We start from the raw sequence: 17,676 nt of genomic DNA, 5'->3' as shown, positions 1-17,676 counted from the left end.
GGCTGCCGATGTCGTTTGACGACGTTTGCAGCCCGTCCGCCCCGCATTCGTGCGCGCCCTAGAGGCTTTCAAGCGCTTCTAACGCGTCCAAAAGTGTCTCGTACTGCTCTTCCCCAAGATGGCGCACAAAGGTCTCGGCGATGCGTCTTGCTTCTTCCAGATTGTCATCAATGATCTGTTGCCCGGCGGTGGTGATCGCGAGCGTTTGGCGTCGCCGATCATTCTCGTCCTGCGTGCGCGTGACCAACCCATTCGCAACCATCGACTGGATGATCCGGGTCAGACTGGGCAAAAGCAGGCTGGTCCGTTCCCCAAGATGAGTGGCATCCTGCGGACCATATTCTGACAGCACACGGAGTATCCGCCATTGTTGTTCGGTTATTCCGGTATGCGCGAGCATTTCTCGCACCGGGCCCATGACCTTTTCACGGGCGCGCATCAGCGCGATCGGCAAAGACCGGCGGGTCGACGGCAGCTTGCGCCCAGCCACACCTTTCGTTGAATTGGACATCAAATTTCCTTTGATAACGTCACACTGCCATACAATGAGTGTCGCCAGCTTCGATCAACCATTAACTTTTGTGGCGGGCGAAAGATTTCGGTGGCGGCGTCATCGACGGGCGCAGAACTTCTCGCACCGCGATATTAGAATGCTTTCATCGCAACTTTTACTAGATTTTGCCCGAACCTTGCCCCGTTTGCAAAACACTAACCAGTTGTGGGTGTCGGACGTTGGGGCACGCCAGGACGGCACCCCGCACACAGCAATGCGGTTAACGTAGAAATTAACCAAGTGTTAAGGTAAGTTAATTTTTAAGAGAAACGACGCGACAGGAAGAATATGGCCTAAGTGCATATTTTTAATTAACAATTTGGGGACATGGGGATGGCCAAACAGAAGATCGCCGTAATCGGCGGGGGCGTGGGTGCGATTACGGCTGTTTATGCCATCACGCAATTGCCGGATTGGGACAAAAAATACGACATCACCGTCTACCAGATGGGATGGCGCAACGGTGGCAAAGGGGCCAGCGGACGTAATCACGAATTCGGCGAGCGGATCGAAGAACACGGGCTGCATGTCTGGGCCGGTTTTTATGATAACGCCTTTCGCAATATGCGCCGTTGTTACGAACAACTGGTCGAACTTGGCTTGCGCAAGAAGTCTGATCCGCTTGGCACGATGGACAAGGCGTTCAAACCGCTGTCGCATCTGTTTCTTGCCGAACGCGTGCCCACGATCGAACCTGATGGAAATCCCTGGCATCCCTGGGTGATCGACCTTCCGGGCAACGACAAACAACCCGGATCCGAGACCAAGGTCCCCGGCCCTTTTGAGATGATGTTGCGCATCCTGCAGATCATTATCGAGTTTATCGAGAAAGGCGAACTTGAAGATGGCCCGCACGCAAAACTTGGCCTCTCGATACCAAAGGACGCCCTGTCCCACCACCAAAGCATTCGCGAACATGCGATGCGTATGCCGAAAGACCCTGCCAAACACACCGCCCGCGACACCAATCTGCTGCTCGAGTTCATCATCGCGGCGCAGGACGCCGTCCACGCAATGCAAACACCCGAAAACATTCAGGATGACGCGAAGCGGCGCGGACTATATCTGGTCGATATCGGATTGGCCTATATGCGTGGTGTTGTCGGCTCTGACACATTTACCAGCGGATATGACGTCCTTGACCAGTGGGAGTTCTCTGATTGGTTGCGCATGAATGGTGCCAGCGATCTGGCACTGGAATGGGTGGCAATCCGTGGCTGTTACGACTTTGTTTTCGGCTTTCCCGGTGGCAATACCGACCGGCAAGGTGACACAGGTGCGGGCACGGCGATCCGAGCCATGTCGCGCCTGATTTTCACCTATTCCACTGCGATCTTCCATAAGATGCAGGCCGGCATGGGCGATACTATTTTTGGCCCTTACTATCAGGTGTTGAAAGCATTGGGCGTGAAATTCGAGTTTTTCTGCGCCGCCCGCGACCTGCATCTGAACGAGGTCGGCAACCGCGTTGATCGGCTGTCTATGGTCCGCCAAGCCGAAGTGAAGTCCGGCAGCTATGACCCGTTGGTCGATGTCGGGGGACTGCCCTGTTGGCCATCCGAACCGCTCTGGAACCAGTTGGTTGACGGCACAAAGATGAAAAAAGAGGGCATCGATTTCGAATGCGAGAAATCGCCCCCCAAGGGCGACCCATTTGAACTGCGTCGTGGCGAGGATTTTGACATCGTGCTGTTGGGCGCATCGCTGGGGTCTTTGCCCTATATGACGCGCGAGCTATCTGCGGCTTCTGATCGCTGGCGGTTGATGCTGGATCGGGTCAAGACGGTTGGCACCCATGCCGCGCAGCTTTGGCTGAAGAAATCCGCCGACGAAATGGGTTGGGGCGACCGGGTGAAAGCCCACAACAACGCCAAGGCGATCCCGCCCACGCCGATGCGTACGGTGATCACTGGGTTTGCCGAACCGTTAGACACATGGGCCGACATGTCTCATCTGATCCCTCATGAAGCATGGCCCGAACCGGGACCTGCCTCGATCTCGTATTTCTGCGCCCCAGCGCCGGATGGCGAAACGCTCGACGAGTTCGACACCAGCGTCGCCAAGTGGATGGACAAAGACCTGCCGGAGATTTGGCCGAAAGCCAAGAAGCGCGGCAAGTTCGATAAGGGTTTGTTTTATGAAAGCCCGCAGGCTGCAACCTATTCACGGGTCAACATGTATGGGTCAGAACGCTATGTCCTGTCAGTCACGAACAGCGTTTATCACCGTCTCGCCCCATCCGAGAGCGGGTTTTCGAACCTCTTTCTTGCGGGCGACTGGACGCGTTGTGGTCTGAACGCGGGCTGCGTTGAAGGCGCAACTATGTCAGGGATCGCCTGCGCATCAGCCATCACCGGGGTCGAACTTCTGAATGTCGGGGCTGACGACATCAATCGCGAAAACACCATGCCTGAAAAGGCGATGTTCCAGACCAACTCGATTTCAGGCACCGCTTGGCCGCTGACCCCGTTCTTTGCGCGTGGCGAGATGACTGGCGTATTCTTTTTCTATGAATTGCCGCGGGCAGAGGTTCAGGCCATGCTGCCCGATGGCATCGATCTGGGCCATTGCCCAATGACGCGGCCCGGCTATCACCCGGTTGGTATGTCCTTCTGCAGCTATCACAATGTGCGTGGTTCGTTCGTCCCCGGCTTTCTGGCAATGAGCCCCTATGGCGAGGCGACCTTCGCCATTCCCTATACCCATACAGACGCGGGAAAATCCGCGCCGCTCCTGTTTCCGCGCCGGCTCTATGTCAACAACAGCGCGGCCATTTTCGCCGGCAAGTTTTTCTATGCGATGCCGAAATCCAAGGCCGAGATTGAAGTTGGGAATACTCACTTCACCGCGTCCGACCCAGTTGGGATGTCGATAGACTTCCGCGCCCAGCAGCATCGCGATCCGGTCGCTTTGTCTGGGCATCCCGCGCATGGCGCCATTTCGAATCTGCTGGATATGACGTTTGTCACACGTAACAAAAATGGCCGGATGTTCTATAACGCATTTGACCTGCAACTTGACCGATCCTATGTGGCGCCGGTGACGGGCGAAGTCTCGGTCATTGATCCCAACGCGGCCGGTTTCCCAACCACACAGATGGACGTGGCGCCTTTGCAAGATTATCGCAGCATGGGGCTTCCTGGCGCATTTCGAATCTGGTGTTCATGGTCCATGACAAACCCGCTGGACAGCCGCCGCGTCAGGCACGCGGCAGTGGCTCGTTCCTGGGTGCGGCGTAACGATTGAGGTACTGATGCAGGTTATGAATTGCTTGGCGTGTTCCGAGCCCCTACCGCAGGGCGCAAAATTCTGCGCGAACTGCGGGGCCGAGGTTGTTGTGGATGCGCAGAATCCAGAAGTGCGGGTTCTTACAATCCAGTTTGTCGACTTGGTCGGTTCGACAGCTTATGCGAGTAAGTCCGATCTTGAGGATTATGACGACACCATCGCCGCATTTCACACATTGGTCAGCGACGTGGTCGAGACCTATCGCGGCACAGTTTTGCAGCGGTATGGAGACGGTGTTCTTTCCTGTTTCGGACTGGGGCAGGACGGGGAAGATTCCGCCATTTCGGCTATCGCGGCCAGCCTGTCGATCACCAAATCCGCTCCGGAGCGGCTGCAAGGGCAGAACGTCCGGGTTGGTGTCGATAGTGGTCAGGTGATGTGCCGCGTGGGGCAAAGCGGCACGCTCTACCCCCAACTGGCCGGATTGCATGTAAACCGCGCCGCGCGCTTGCAGGAACAAGCGCCAACTGGCGGTGTGGTCATTTCGGGCGAAACGCAGTCGTTCTTGTCCAGGCTGGCCGAGTTGAGCATCACCTCGCGCGACAACGTGCTTTTGAAGGGCATCGATACTCCGGTCGACGTCATCGGTGTCTCAGGGTTCACCTTTCTGGAACAGTTGGACAAGGGCGGCACCTTGCTTGAACGCGAGCAGGATCTGGCCGCTATGTTGGGCGACGGGGCAACGACTTTTGCCCTGATCGGCCCTGCCGGGATTGGGAAGTCGGCCCTGTTGGCAGAGTGGGAGCGCTGTCTTGATCCCACACCGGTTATTCGGCTGGATGCACGGGCAAATCTTCGACAATCTGCGCTGTTTCCGGTGGCGGAAGCTGTATGCAGCGAGCTGTCGCTGACGCATGCTTCGCACCCCGAAGACCTGGGCAGCGCCCTGCTGCGCGTGAATATGAACCTGGACGCTGTAAGCCTCAATCTGATGGCGGGTGTGCTGGGTCTGAGCGGCGTTACCCCAGTGCCGCTGACGCCTGAGCAACAAAAGGCCCGCCGGATCGAGTTGATGACCGATGCATTGCGCAAGCTTGCAGAGCAGAACCAAGCCGCGCTGGCATTTGACGATTTCCACTGGGCGGATGAAGAAAGCACCGCTGTTTTGCGGACCCTTATCGATGACCCGGAGTTTACCAACCGGCTGATCATAACAAGCCGCCCCACGCCGCAAATCGCCACGTTGGTGGACGAAACTGCGATTCAGCAAATCGATCTTCGGCCCCTGTCGGACGTCGCCGCCAACGAAGCGCTGAGCGCCTATCCGGACCTGACGGATGCCAGGCGGCAAAGCATCATCGCCGGTGCAGAAGGAAACCCGTTGTTTCTTTTAGCTTTGGCCGAACGCGCGCGCCAAATGGGCAGCCATGCAGACGAACTTCCGCTCCCTCCCACGATCGAGGCGACGTTTCAGGCAATCATCAACGGGCTGGGACCTTTAAAGGAGGTTGTCCAATGCCTTTCTGTCCTTGGGCGCGTGATTGACCCCAACCATGCGAAGTATGTGCTGCCAAATCGCAGCACCATCGAGGACGAATTGCGCGTCCTGACCATCAATGGTGTTTTGCACCAGCATCGTGACGGTTTGACCTTCGATCACATTCTTCTACGTGACGCAGCATATGAAATGCTTCCAGCCAAAAGGCGCCGCGCACTCCACCTTCTTTTTGCAACCCAGTTGCGCGAGCACGAGCCGGCGTTTTGCGCGAAGTATCCCGAGTTGATGGCCGATCACCTTCTTGCCGCAAAAGCCCATGACCAGATCCCGGCGGCCTGTGTCGCGGCGGGCATCCACATGCTGATGGGGGCTAATTTCGACCCGGCGATCAAGTACCTGGACCTCGCGCGGCTCGACATGGAAAGTCAGGCGCGTGGCAAGCCTGTGACCCGAGAAGAACACCTGCCGATTCTGTCCCTGCTCGCCAGCGCCAAGGTTCAGCGCCTCGGGTTTTCGCATCCTTCAGTTCTGGAAAGTTACAAAGACCTTGAAACAGCGGTCAGTACTGAAAAGGGATCGGACCGGCAAAGGATGATCGCGCTTTATGGGCTGTTTGCTCATCGGATCATCAGCGGCGATGTAAATGCAAGTGCCGAACTGGTTGATCAGATGCGGGAATTGGCCAAGGACGGCTCAAGTGAACTGTCCGTCCTTTGGCTGGTCAATAAAACCGCGCAACGACTTTATGCCGGAAACTTTTCTGACGCCAAGACCAGCAGCGACGCATTGAAAGTCATGTACCGGGTCGAGGATCATGGCATGCTGTTTGTCGAAATTGGCGCAGATCCTTTGGCGTCTGTGCTGTCCGCAGACGCTCATATCCTGATCCGCGACGGCGACAAAGACGGGGCTTTGGCTGCGATTGAAGCTGCAAAAACCCACCTGAACGCGATTGGGGCAACCACCCAATTGCCGTGGATCCACATTTTTGGTGCACAAGCCTTTTTCGAAGGCGGGCACATGGCGCTTGCAAAAAGTGAAGTACAGGCAGGCATTGATATCGCGGATGAACAACGCGCAGATTTCTGGTCCTTGGTCGGACGCCTTTGGCAGTCGCTGTTTACCATCTTTGACAGCGATGCGGACGATGCACATGCCGAGTTCGAAACCTATGTTGGCCATGCCGCGGCGATCGGCGCGCAGCTAAACTTACCGTTCTATAAGGCTGTCTTGGCAAAGGCCGCAGCCACACGCGGCGACCTGGAAAGAGCCAAAACACTGATTGATGAATCCGCAGATTTGATCGACACCCGAGGCGAGCGCGAATGGATATCTCAGGTTGATGCCATCTCCGCGGAAATACACGAAGCTGAAATGGTCGGCGCCTCCGGGTCGGACAACCCGGAGCTGACGTAGCGCCTTCACCACTCACGGCCACCATAATTGATGTAGCCCTACCCATCCGTCATCTGACGGGCGGAAGCACCCCAGAAATGTCCGACTTTCGCCGGGACGTAATGTCGCTCCAACGCCGCCGTGCGGCCACCCAAGCGATACCTTGCTAAGTTATCGTGCTAAAAAAGCCTTTTGTGTTAGGGCCTTCAGCGCTTCCACCTATATGTATAGGAGCAGAAAGAAGCGAAAGCTGTGACGCAAGTCACACCCAAATGAAAGATTAGCGAAAAATTTGAACTATCAGGAAACAGTGGCTTGAGTTTCCGTTTTAGTCGCCGTCATTCATGACGATTTCTTCCAGCGCGCTCAGATTGTTGACCACCACGGCGCCTTTCTCGAACCGCGCGATTCCATCCTTGGCCCAACTTTTCAGCTGGCGGTTGACGTTCTCTCGGGTCAGGCCGGCATAGGCCCCCAGCCAACTTTGGCTGACACGGATCCGGTTGCCATCGGTGTCACCAGTCCTGTCATTCAAAAGGCGCAGGATGCAGCTTGCCAACCGCGACTGGCCACTGGCCAAAGCTTTCAGTTCGAACATCTCGGACGCATTGCGCGCTTTCTGGCACAGGGCGATGATGACAAGGACCGCGCTGTCGCCGTCTTCCCTTAGAATGGTCAGGACTTCGTGGCGGGGCACTTCCAAGGCTTCCACCGGTTCTACCGCGACCACATCCGCACTGCGCGGTCCACCGTCCAGACAGGCTATATCACCGATCACATCCCCTGCTCCGACGAGACCCAGAATCGACTTTTGCCCCAAGGCCGTGGTGATGCTGACCTCGGCCTTTCCGGATTCCAAAATCAACAAGGATGCCCCCGGTTCACCGTGGCAGAAAATCTGGGCGTTCTTTTTGTATTTGCGCAGCCGTCCTTTGCTCGCAATGACGTCCAGCGTCTGCCGATCAAGCGCTTCAAAAACCATATTTCTTCCCTGTCCCCCACGTCGGTCGGCGCACAATAGCCCAAAACCAAGGGGCACCGAACCGGAAATCGAGCGAACATAGGTCACAACAACAGGATGTGGAATGACCAAACTGTGATCATTCGACCAGCAAGACAGGCCTTAAGTGGTGACCGAGCGCTAGACCGAGGCTTTCAGCAAATGCTGTGAATAGGGATGTTCTGCGTCCATATGCCTGAGCGCATCCACACCCAGGATTTCTACGATCTCGCCATCCTTCATCACAGCCAACCGTTCACACATATGACCGACCACTGACAAATCATGCGACACCATGAGATAGGTCAGTTTGTGCTCCGCGCGCAGGTCTGCCAGCAGGTTTAGAATTTCCGCCTGAACCGAAACATCAAGTGCCGATGTCGGCTCGTCCAAAAGCAGCAAATCAGGTTCGGGTGCCAATGCACGGGCTATGGCAACCCGCTGCCGCTGGCCGCCTGACAATTGGTGCGGATAGCGAAATCGGAATTTCTGGCCCAGACCCACATCATCCAACAGTTTCACAACCCGCGCGTCAATATCCTTGAACCCATGCAGGAACAGGGTTTCGCCCAGCACCTGATCCACCGAATGGCGCGGGTGAAGCGACGCATAGGGGTCTTGAAACACCATCTGCACGGTCTTGAAGAACGCCTTGGGCCGCTTGTGCCCGATCGGCATACCCTCGACCGTCATGGTGCCTGACCAGTCAGGCGCCAATCCGGTTATCGCCCGCAATATGGTGGATTTTCCAGAACCGCTTTCCCCGACAAGCCCGAAGCTTTCGCCCTGCGCGACGTCAAAAGTGGCATGTTTAACGGCGTCCACACGGTCACGATGGGTGCCGAACCAGACGTTAAGATCTCGTACTTCCAACATTTTCATACGCGTCCACTCACACTCGGGGCTTCTGACCATGCAGGATCACGCTTCAACACCTCCAGCCGATCGCGCGGCGCATCCAGACGCGGCAGAGAGTTCAGCAAGCCGCGCGTGTAAGGATGCTTGGCATCGTGCAGTTTGTCGGCATCACACACTTCAACAATCCGGCCCGCATACATGATCAGCACCCGGTCACAGAAATCGGCCACAAGATTCAGGTCGTGACTGATGAAGATCAGGCCCATGCCGCGTTCTTTCACCAGTTTATCCATGATATCGAGCACTTGGCGTTGCACGGACACATCAAGCGCCGAGGTCGGCTCATCCGCGATCAGGATCTCTGGGTTGGGGATCAACATCATGGCGATCATGATCCGCTGGCCCATCCCGCCCGACATTTCATGCGGATAGGCGCGCATGACCCGTTCGGAATCGCGGATCGAAACCGCTTCCAGCATTTCAAGCGACTTGTTGTAAGCTGCCGATTTGGACACAGCATTGTGCAGCCGATAGGCCTCGATAATCTGATCACCGATGGTCATCACCGGGTTCAGCGAGAATTTTGGGTCCTGCATCACCATGCTGATGCGCTGTCCGCGCACGTCGCGCATCTCTTTTTCCGTTTTATCCAGCAGATTTACGCCTTCGAGGTTGATGTGATCGGCCTCGACAATGCCTGGCGGCCGGATCAAGCGCAGGATGGCGCGGCCCGTCATCGACTTGCCCGAGCCACTTTCGCCCACGATCCCCAGCCGCTCGCGCCCCAGCGTGAACGAGACACCGCGCACCGCATCAAATACTCCGTGGCGGGATGGAAACTTTACCCAAAGGTTTTCAACATCAAGAAGCGCACTCATCATTCACCTGCCTTTGGATCAAGGACGTCCCGCAGGCCGTCACCCAGAAGGTTAAACCCCAACGAGACCGTGAAGATCGCCAATCCGGGCATGGTGGCAACCCACCAGTGATCCAAAATGAACCGACGCCCTTCCGAGATCATCGCACCCCATTCCGGGCTAGGCGGCTGTGCGCCAAGGCCAAGGAAGCCAAGCCCGGCAGCCGCCAGAATGATCCCTGCCATATCCAGTGTCACCCGCACGATCAGCGACGAAATACAGAGCGGCCAAATGTGTTTGGTGATAATCCTAAGCGCCCCTGCCCCTTGCAGCTTGATCGCGCTGATATAGTCCGACGACCGGATGGTCAGCGTCTCGGCCCGCGCAATCCGCGCATAGGGCGGCCAAGCAGTCAGCGAGATGGCCAGCACCGCATTTTCGATCCCTGCACCCAGCGCGGCCACAAAGGCCAGTGCCAGCACCAACCGGGGGAACGCCAGAAAAATATCGGTGATACGCATCAGAACCGTATCGGTCCAACCGCCGACATAGCCCGATATCGTTCCAACAAGCAGACCTGCGACCGGTGCGATCAGCGCAACAAGTGCAACGATATAAAGCGTGATGCGCGCGCCATAAATCAGCCGAGACAGGATATCCCGGCCCAAACTGTCAGTACCAAAAATATGGCCGTCGGCGCCTAAGGGCGCCAGCCGGTTTCCAAGATCTTGCGCGAACGGATCATGCGGCGCAAGCAACGGCGCGGCAAAGGCGATAACCACCAAAAGCACCAAAATTCCCAAGCCGATCATTGCCATTGTATTGCTGCGAAACGACAACCAGCCCTGATAAAAGGACGATATTTTCGCGTGGCGACGCGATGTCGGGGTGTCGGTCAAGAGCCATTGTTTAAGCGTTTGGTCTGTCATTGTTTTTGGCCCGCCCTATTTCGCGCGTGGATCAAAGACCTTGTAGAGAAGGTCAGAGAAAATATTGAGCAGGATGAAGATCAGTCCGACCACAACGGTGCCACCGAGAACGGCGTTCATATCGGCACTCAGAAGCGCGGTCGTGATATAGCTGCCAATGCCGGGCCACGAGAAGATGATCTCGGTCAGGACCGAGCCTTCCAGCAGGTTGGCATAGCTGAGCGCGATGACAGTGATCAGTTGCACTCGGATATTCTTGAAGGCGTGTTTCCAGATCACATCCCATTCCGACATGCCTTTGACACGGGCTGTCGTGACGTATTCGGCGCTGAGCTGTTCCAGCATGAACGACCGCGTCATCCGGCTGATATAGGCCAGCGAGTAATAGCCAAGCAGTGAGGCGGGCAGGATGATGTGTGAAAACGCGTCTTTGAAGACGTCCCAATTGCCATCAAGCGCGGCGTCTATCAGGATCATGCCGGTGACACTGGGGACGACATCGACATAGAAGATGCCAACCCGTCCCGGCCCGCCGACCCATCCCAGAATACCGTAAAAGACCAAAAGCCCCATCAGGCCCAGCCAGAAAATTGGCATTGAGTAGCCGACAAGCGCGACAACGCGGGCAATCTGGTCGATCCACGACCCCTGGCGCACGGCCGCCAGAACACCCAGTGGCACGCCCAGAAGGACCCCAAACAAGATGCCCAGCGTGGCAAGCTCCATGGTTGCGGGGAACACGCGGGCGATGTCTTCGGACACCGGGCGCGCGTTCAGAAGCGAAGTGCCGAAATCCAGATGCAGCACGTCCCAAAGATAATAAAGAAATTGCACGAGCAACGGCTTATCCAGCCCAAGTTGCTGGTACACAGCGTCATAAGTCGACTGTGACGCCCGTTCGCCGACGATCGCCAACACGGGATCAATGGGCATAACACGGCCAATAATGAAGGTGATGAACAGCAGCCCCAGCAAGGTCACTGCAATCGACCCCAAGGTTTTGAGGGCAGTGATCAACCCCGGCACTAACGCGTCAGAAAGAGGCGCCCGTGTTGGGCGCCTCTCACGATTGTCTTCGGACAAAGCCATTTACTTGGTGACCTGCCAGTATGCTGCCGACGTCACGGCCTGACCTGTTGACCAGTTCATGACATTGTCACGCAGCGCCGATTGCTCGATCTGCTGGAACATCACGACAAAAGGCGAGATCTCGCGGAACTCGGCCTGAATATCCTGATACATCTGCACCCGCTTGTCGCGGTCACCTTCAGTTACGGCGGCTTCGACCTTGGCAGTCAAACCACCAGTGTCCCATGAATTCCGCCAGGCCAGAAGGCCGGTGGCTTGCGCTTCATCACTGTTGTCGGGGTTATAGGCAAAGGTCCCGGCATTTGTCTGCGGATCGGGGTAATCCGGTCCCCACGCGCCCAGATACACATCCAGTTCGCGCGCACGATAGCGCGCGAGGATTTGCTTTGCGGTGCCCACAGTGATGTTCACCTTGATCCCAGCCTGCGCCGCTGCGTTCTGGAAGGACTGACCAATTTCAATCCGCTCCTGCGCTTCGCGCACACCGATCTCGACTTCAAGACCTTCAACACCAGCGGCAGCCAAAAGCTCTTTTGCCTTCTCAATATTGTACATGAATGGGTTCTCATCCGACGCACCCAGATACGTCGCCGGCAAGAAGTTCTGGTGGATCGTATACTGACCTTTCAGGAAGCTGTTTTTCATACCTTCGTAATCGATCAGATACTTAAACGCCTGCCGCACTTCGGGCTTAGACAGTTCGGGATGCTTCTGGTTCAGCGACATATACATCAGACGGCCTTTCAGCTCGTCCTCAATTTTGATCCCATCGGCACTCATTGCCCCGGCGATGTCTTCTGGGTTCAGGTTGCGCGCGATGTCAATGTCACCACCTTCCAGCAAAAGACGCTGCGAGGCGCTTTCCAGAACGTGGCGTACAATCACACGTTCCATCGTCGGCGCGCCGCCATAATAGTCAGGGTTCGAAGACAGCGTGACGCTATCGTTCGGCTTCCAACTTTCCAAAACGTAGGGGCCAGATCCAGCTGAATTGGTTTTCAGCCAGGTGTTACCCATGTCACCATCGGCCTCATTTGCCATGACGGTTTCTTTGTCGACTATCCCGCCGATGGTCGCGGTCAAACAGTTCAGGATGAACGATGTCGCATAGCGTTTGTCGGTCGTGATGATCAGCTTGTTGCCGTCCGCCCTGATGGTTTCGGTCGCATTTTCAGGTGTGAAGCCAAACTGGGACAGGATGAACGCTGGCGTCTTGTTTAAAATCACCGCGCGTTGCAGCGAAAAGGCCGCATCTTCGGCACGGACTGGGTTGCCGGAATGAAATTTGACGCCTTCACGCATCGTGAAGGTGATTGTCATGCCGTCTTCGCTGACCTCCCAGCTTTCGGCCAGATCGGGTTTGTAACCTGCGCCCAGATCCATCGGATCGAGGTTAACCAGACGGTTATAGACATTGCGGCTGATGTCAGAACCCGCGAACTCGAAACTTTCTGCCGGGTCCAGTGTGGTCACATCGTCGATGCGATTTGCGATGACCAGCATGTTGGCAGGCGTTTCCGCATAGGCTGCGAAAGACGACAGCCCGACGGCCAGACCAATCGCAGAGCTTGTTAGTAATCTGTTGATAGCATTCATTGTTTTGAACCTCTCCTGTTCGGTTTCAGTTATTGCTACGAGCGTTTCGGGGTTATTGCCCCCATGTTTTTTCGAGCACTCGCAGCCAATTCTCGTGGCACAGCTTGGCGATCAACGCCTCGTTGTACCCGTGTTGCGCCATGGCTTGTCTTAGCTTTGGAAGACCGGCACAGGACGTCAAGTCCTGGGGCACAATGGCCCCGTCATAGTCTGATCCCAACCCGACACGATCCTCGCCCAGATGCTCGATCAGATGATCGATATGGCGTAGCATCTGGCTCAGTGGCACATCCGCCAGCATGCGACCGTCATCCCGCAGGAACGCGACGGCGAAGTTCAAGCCTACCATGCCATCGCTTTCGCGGATCGCAGCCAATTGCTTGTCTGTCAGATTGCGGCTGTGGGGGCAGATCGCATGAACGTTAGAATGGGTTGCCACCAAGGGTTTGGTCGAATGGCGCGCCACATCCCAGAAGCCTGCCTCATTCAAGTGCGACAAGTCTATCATTATTCCCAAATCGTTGCACCGTCGGATAAGCCGCAGCCCGTGATCGGTCAGGCCCGCCCCGATATCCGGGTCACTGGGATAGCGAAACGGAACGCCATGGCCAAAGATCGTCGAGCGGCTCCAGACAGGGCCGATGGACCTCAAACCTGCCTGATACAGAACATCAAGTGTATTCAACTCTGCATCTATGGCTTCCGCACCTTCAATATGAAGGATCGCCGCCATCTTGCCGGCGCTCAACGTGTCACGGATCTGCGCGGCGGTTTTACATATGATCAATGCCCCGCGTTCCTGAAGGTCATACAGGATCGCGATCTGCGCCATGGCGACCGGAAAGGCGTCCTCCCAATCGATAGGGTCCGGCAAAGGCAAGTCATAGCTTGGCTTCGTCATCTCCCGCATTTTGAAGTCAAGATCGACAGGCGACGGGATATAGACCGCAAAGAAGCCGCCGCCAAAACCGCCCGCTTGCGCGCGCTTGGCGTCAATTGCACCGTCACGACCGGTCAGGAACGTGCCTGCAGCGGATCTTCCACCTGCGCGGTAAAGTTTCAACAAGACATCATTATGCCCGTCGAACACCAATGGCGTGGTCTGGTCGGTCAAGTGTGGTTTCCCCCAAGGCAACACCGGATCAGCTTATGCCACGAATTCTCATAGACTACAGAAAAAAGCATGATATTTTCTCATGTAGCAATTACAATTACGCAGAAAGCCCGCGCCTATGGTGACCAAATCCTGGCACAGCCTGCCCGAATATCAGGCCCTGCGAGCCTTGATGGAAAGCGGCACCACGGCGAAAGCTGCAATTCGGCTGGGCCTGTCGCAATCCGCGATCAGCCGTTCGATTTCCAGCCTTGAAGCACGCACAGGACGGATCCTGTTTGAACGCGAGGCGGGCCGGTTGCGCCCAACCGGCGAGGCCGTGCAGATGAACCGGCGTCTGGATCCGCTGTTCGAAGCGCTGGACCGGATTGATGGGCCCCCAGAGGTAGCACAGGAAACTTTGCGCCTCATCGCGCCGCCGACATATGCCCACCGGTTTTTGGTGCACCACATCGCCAGCTTCCTGAAAACAAACCCTCATTTCTATGTCAGTCTTGAGGTCGCCCCGTCCGAAGATGTGATCCGGGGCATTCTTGAGCGGCGTTACGATCTGGGGGTCAGCGGAGTTGAATTGTCGCGAAACGGTGTGAAACTGATCCCTTATCGCACCTCAAGCGCAGTTTGCGCCATGCCGCCTGACCATCCGTTGGCGGACAGGGCGATCATTCACCCCGAAGACATTCACGGCCAGGCGCTGATCGCGTTAACGCACCGCCATGCCCGCCGCGCACAGCTTGAAAAAGTACTACACAGCAGCCGCAGCATCCCACGTATTGTGGCCGAGGCTTCGACATCGTTTGCCGCTGTTGACCTGGCGAAAGAGGGGTTGGGCCTGACCATCGTGAACCCGTTTCCAATCGTACAATACCGATCTGACGACGTGGTTTTTCGCCCCTTCGCGTCGCAGATCGAATATCGCAGTTATTTCGTTACCTCGGATGACCGGCCGATTTCCGGCGTCACGCGCGCGTTCATGCGGCACCTCAGACTGCACACCGCCAAAGATCCCTTCTCACAAAAGGCATAAAGCAGCACCGGCAAGCGCGCTGCCGCCAAGCGTCCGCAAAAAGGTCGAGAACCGAATTGTAAGACGGTGGGCTTGCTTCTACTGTTAAGCCGAGCATGACACGGTGATGGGGGGCGCCGCCTGAAAGGGCGCGCCCGTCTGATCCATCCAATTGGCAGGTAACCGTTGCTAGATGAGATCAAATCACTTGCGCATTTGACGCTCGGGACGGCGCGCGATCTGGCGCCGATTGTCGGCGTTGTGGCTGTGTTCCAGTTCCTGATCCTCCGTCAGCCAATGGATGATGTTGGTCAGAAACTGATTGGCCTTCTTTTTGTGATGGCCGGGCTGGCGATCTTCATTCGTGGCCTCGAACTGGCGCTGTTTCCGCTAGGTGAATCGCTTGCAGACGCCTTTGCCAACAAGGGCAGCCTGTTCTGGCTTCTGACCTTCGCCTTTGCGCTGGGTTTTGGAACCACAGTCGCCGAGCCGGCCCTGATCGCCGTCAGCCGCGAAGCTGCGCGCGTGATGTCCGACATCGGCGCTGTTGGTGCCAGCGACACGGAACAAGTCAGCTATGCCAATGCGTTGCGCTATACAGTGGCGGCGGCGGTGGGCACATCCCTTGTCATTGGCGTGCTGCGTATTCTTCTGGGTTGGCCGATCCATTACCTGATCATTGGCGGCTATGTCATAGTCGTTATCATGACCTCATTTGCGCCGCCTGAAATTATCGGCATCGCTTATGACAGCGGCGGCGTCACCACGTCGACGGTCACTGTGCCGCTGACCACCGCCTTGGGCGTCGGACTGGCCAGTGTCATCAAAGGGCGCAATCCGATGATCGATGGCTTCGGGCTTGTGGCATTTGCCAGCCTGTTGCCCATCGTATTCGTGCTTGGCTTTGGGATTGTGGGGTCATGGCAATGATACAGGACCTTGTCACAACCTTTGCGGCCACCATCAAAGACGTGCTGCCTATCGCTGTGGTGCTGGTTTTCTTTCAGGCGGTGGTGCTGCGCAAACGCGTCCCGCACCTGAAAAGCGTTCTGATCGGCGGGCTCTATGTGGTGTTGGGGCTTGGCCTTTTTCTGTTTGGCCTGAAGGAAGCCCTTTTCCCGCTGGGCGAGGCGATGGCCCGCCAACTAACCGACCCGGCCTTTGTGGGCAACCCAACCGACTGGACTGCCCATGGCTGGACCTATCTTTTCGCCTTTGCCATCGGGTTTTCCACGACCATTGCCGAGCCGTCTTTGATCGCTGTCGCCATCAAAGCGCGCGAAGTTTCGGGCGGAACGGTCAAGGAATGGGGGCTGCGTATCGCCGTTGCGGTTGGCGTCGCCCTGAGCCTTGTATTCGGCACCTACAGGATCGTCACAGGCACGCCGCTTTACGTCTATATGATCGCGGGCTATGCCATTGTAATTGTTCAGACAATGTTTGCACCAAAAACTATTGTGCCTCTCGCCTATGACAGCGGCGGGGTCACTACTTCAACGGTCACCGTGCCGTTGGTGGCAGCGCTTGGTCTTGGCCTTGCCTCGACTGTTCCGGGCCGCAGTCCGGCGTTGGACGGGTTCGGGCTTATCGCGCTGGCAAGCCTGTTCCCGATGATCACGGTCATGGGCTATGCGCAGCTGGTGCAGTGGAATGAGGCTCGACGACACAAGTTGCACGTGCCAAACCCAGAAACGGAGGACACAGAATGAAGTTCAAACTGATTATCTCGCTGGCGCAGGATGCTTTTACCGACGTGATTGTTGATGCGGCACGCAGCGCAGGTGCGACCGGGGCCACTGTGATCACCAGCGTCCGTGGGGAAGGGTTGGAAAAGAAGAAAACTTTCCTTGGCCTGACCGTGGCAGGTCAGCGCGACATGGCCTTGTTTCTGGTAGAAGAACACCGCGCTGCAGACATTCTGGAAACCATCTGCGCCGCCGGCGAATTCCTGAAAGAACCCGGGCGCGGCGTTGTGTTCCAAATTGACATCGAAGACGCCATTGGCCTTGAAACACAGGTCAAAGCGCTGAAAACCTCGTTAGAGAAGGACGAGCTATGAGCCAGTCGGAAGATACCCGTGTCCGCGACGCCGTGCAGCAGGACCCTCATATCATCAATGGGTTAGCAACCGTGGCGGAAGCCCTGGAGGTCTTTGAGGCCACCGGCCATGATACACTGGTGATCGAGAAACGTTCATCAGATGACGAATTTGGCGTGTTGACGATCAGCATGATCGCGCGACAGGTCTTCGCCTTGAACCGCGCTCCGGCAAGGGTCAGCGTCTATGAGGTTATGGAAAAGCCTTCAATCAACCTGTCGGGCAACATGCAGGCGCGTTACGCGATCCGGCTGTTGTCGCGCTTGAACCTTGATGTTGCTCTTGTGGTTGAAGATGACACATTGATCGGTACAGTCGGACTGCGCGAGCTGACGCTGGCCGAGGCGGCCTCCCTTTAACCCGTTTATGCGGCCACTGTCTTCCGGCAATCGGATCGATCGAAGACTTCACCCGCGCGGATTGTCCAAGACCGGCACAGGGACCCATCTTGCATT

At 56.6% G+C, this 17,676-nt stretch carries 15 protein-coding genes; 7 read left to right on the top strand and 8 right to left on the bottom strand.

Annotation, left to right across the window (positions count from 1 at the left end):
• Nucleotides 1-58: 58 nt before the first annotated feature.
• A complete protein-coding gene (hpaR, locus tag K3556_RS05810) occupies nucleotides 59-511 on the bottom strand; it encodes a homoprotocatechuate degradation operon regulator HpaR (protein WP_260518781.1) in 453 nt (150 codons plus the stop codon).
• 375 nt (nucleotides 512-886) lie between these two features.
• Here hpaR and K3556_RS05805 point away from each other — a divergent pair, with 375 nt between their 5' ends.
• Nucleotides 887-3,799, top strand: coding sequence for an acetoacetate decarboxylase family protein (locus tag K3556_RS05805; RefSeq protein ID WP_260518780.1), 2,913 nt, complete (start codon nucleotides 887-889; stop codon nucleotides 3,797-3,799).
• Between the two features lie 7 nt (nucleotides 3,800-3,806).
• Nucleotides 3,807-6,695, top strand: coding sequence for an adenylate/guanylate cyclase domain-containing protein (locus K3556_RS05800; RefSeq protein ID WP_260518779.1), 2,889 nt, complete (start codon nucleotides 3,807-3,809; stop codon nucleotides 6,693-6,695).
• A gap of 307 nt (nucleotides 6,696-7,002) precedes the next feature.
• Here K3556_RS05800 and K3556_RS05795 read toward each other — a convergent pair whose 3' ends face one another.
• From K3556_RS05795 to K3556_RS05765, 7 genes are all read right to left on the bottom strand, one after another.
• Nucleotides 7,003-7,656 carry a Crp/Fnr family transcriptional regulator gene (locus K3556_RS05795; protein WP_260518778.1) on the bottom strand — a complete coding sequence of 218 codons (654 nt, stop codon included), beginning with the start codon at nucleotides 7,654-7,656 and terminating at the stop codon, nucleotides 7,003-7,005.
• Nucleotides 7,657-7,815: 159 nt separating this feature from the next.
• On the bottom strand, nucleotides 7,816-8,556 hold the full coding sequence (locus K3556_RS05790; RefSeq protein ID WP_260518777.1) for an ABC transporter ATP-binding protein: 741 nt from the start codon (nucleotides 8,554-8,556) through the stop codon (nucleotides 7,816-7,818).
• Nucleotides 8,553-9,410: an ABC transporter ATP-binding protein gene (locus K3556_RS05785; protein WP_260518776.1), complete on the bottom strand. Its 858-nt coding sequence runs from the start codon at nucleotides 9,408-9,410 to the stop codon at nucleotides 8,553-8,555. The genes K3556_RS05790 and K3556_RS05785 overlap by 4 nt, the downstream gene beginning before the upstream one ends.
• Nucleotides 9,410-10,318 (bottom strand): ABC transporter permease, encoded by a 909-nt coding sequence (locus tag K3556_RS05780; protein ID WP_260518775.1) that lies wholly within the window; start codon nucleotides 10,316-10,318, stop codon nucleotides 9,410-9,412. The genes K3556_RS05785 and K3556_RS05780 overlap by 1 nt, the downstream gene beginning before the upstream one ends.
• Before the next feature lie 15 nt (nucleotides 10,319-10,333).
• The gene (locus K3556_RS05775; protein WP_260518774.1) at nucleotides 10,334-11,407 is read right to left on the bottom strand and encodes an ABC transporter permease; all 1,074 of its coding nucleotides are present in this window, start codon (nucleotides 11,405-11,407) and stop codon (nucleotides 10,334-10,336) included.
• Complete coding sequence (locus tag K3556_RS05770; RefSeq protein ID WP_260518773.1) at nucleotides 11,408-13,003, bottom strand: ABC transporter substrate-binding protein; 1,596 nt, start codon at nucleotides 13,001-13,003, stop codon at nucleotides 11,408-11,410.
• A gap of 52 nt (nucleotides 13,004-13,055) precedes the next feature.
• On the bottom strand, nucleotides 13,056-14,117 hold the full coding sequence (locus K3556_RS05765; RefSeq protein ID WP_260518772.1) for a dipeptidase: 1,062 nt from the start codon (nucleotides 14,115-14,117) through the stop codon (nucleotides 13,056-13,058).
• A 118-nt stretch (nucleotides 14,118-14,235) separates the two neighbouring features.
• Between K3556_RS05765 and K3556_RS05760 the strand changes: the two genes are divergently transcribed.
• The 5 genes from K3556_RS05760 (at nucleotide 14,236) to K3556_RS05740 (ending at nucleotide 17,580) form a co-directional block, all read left to right on the top strand.
• Nucleotides 14,236-15,144, top strand: coding sequence for a LysR family transcriptional regulator (locus K3556_RS05760; protein ID WP_260518771.1), 909 nt, complete (start codon nucleotides 14,236-14,238; stop codon nucleotides 15,142-15,144).
• Between the two features lie 165 nt (nucleotides 15,145-15,309).
• On the top strand, nucleotides 15,310-16,053 hold the full coding sequence (locus tag K3556_RS05755; protein ID WP_260518770.1) for a DUF1538 domain-containing protein: 744 nt from the start codon (nucleotides 15,310-15,312) through the stop codon (nucleotides 16,051-16,053).
• The gene (locus K3556_RS05750; RefSeq protein ID WP_260518769.1) at nucleotides 16,050-16,832 is read left to right on the top strand and encodes a DUF1538 domain-containing protein; all 783 of its coding nucleotides are present in this window, start codon (nucleotides 16,050-16,052) and stop codon (nucleotides 16,830-16,832) included. The genes K3556_RS05755 and K3556_RS05750 overlap by 4 nt, the downstream gene beginning before the upstream one ends.
• On the top strand, nucleotides 16,829-17,182 hold the full coding sequence (locus K3556_RS05745) for a P-II family nitrogen regulator (protein ID WP_260518768.1): 354 nt from the start codon (nucleotides 16,829-16,831) through the stop codon (nucleotides 17,180-17,182). Before K3556_RS05750 ends, K3556_RS05745 begins: the two co-directional genes overlap by 4 nt.
• Nucleotides 17,179-17,580, top strand: a complete 402-nt coding sequence (locus K3556_RS05740) for a CBS domain-containing protein (RefSeq protein ID WP_260518767.1) — start codon at nucleotides 17,179-17,181, stop codon at nucleotides 17,578-17,580. Before K3556_RS05745 ends, K3556_RS05740 begins: the two co-directional genes overlap by 4 nt.
• Nucleotides 17,581-17,676: the final 96 nt, after the last annotated feature.

This window comes from Aliiroseovarius sp. M344 (assembly GCF_025140835.1).
In the GTDB taxonomy this organism is placed as follows: domain Bacteria; phylum Pseudomonadota; class Alphaproteobacteria; order Rhodobacterales; family Rhodobacteraceae; genus Aliiroseovarius.
This window is presented reverse-complemented; position numbering and strand designations above follow the sequence as displayed.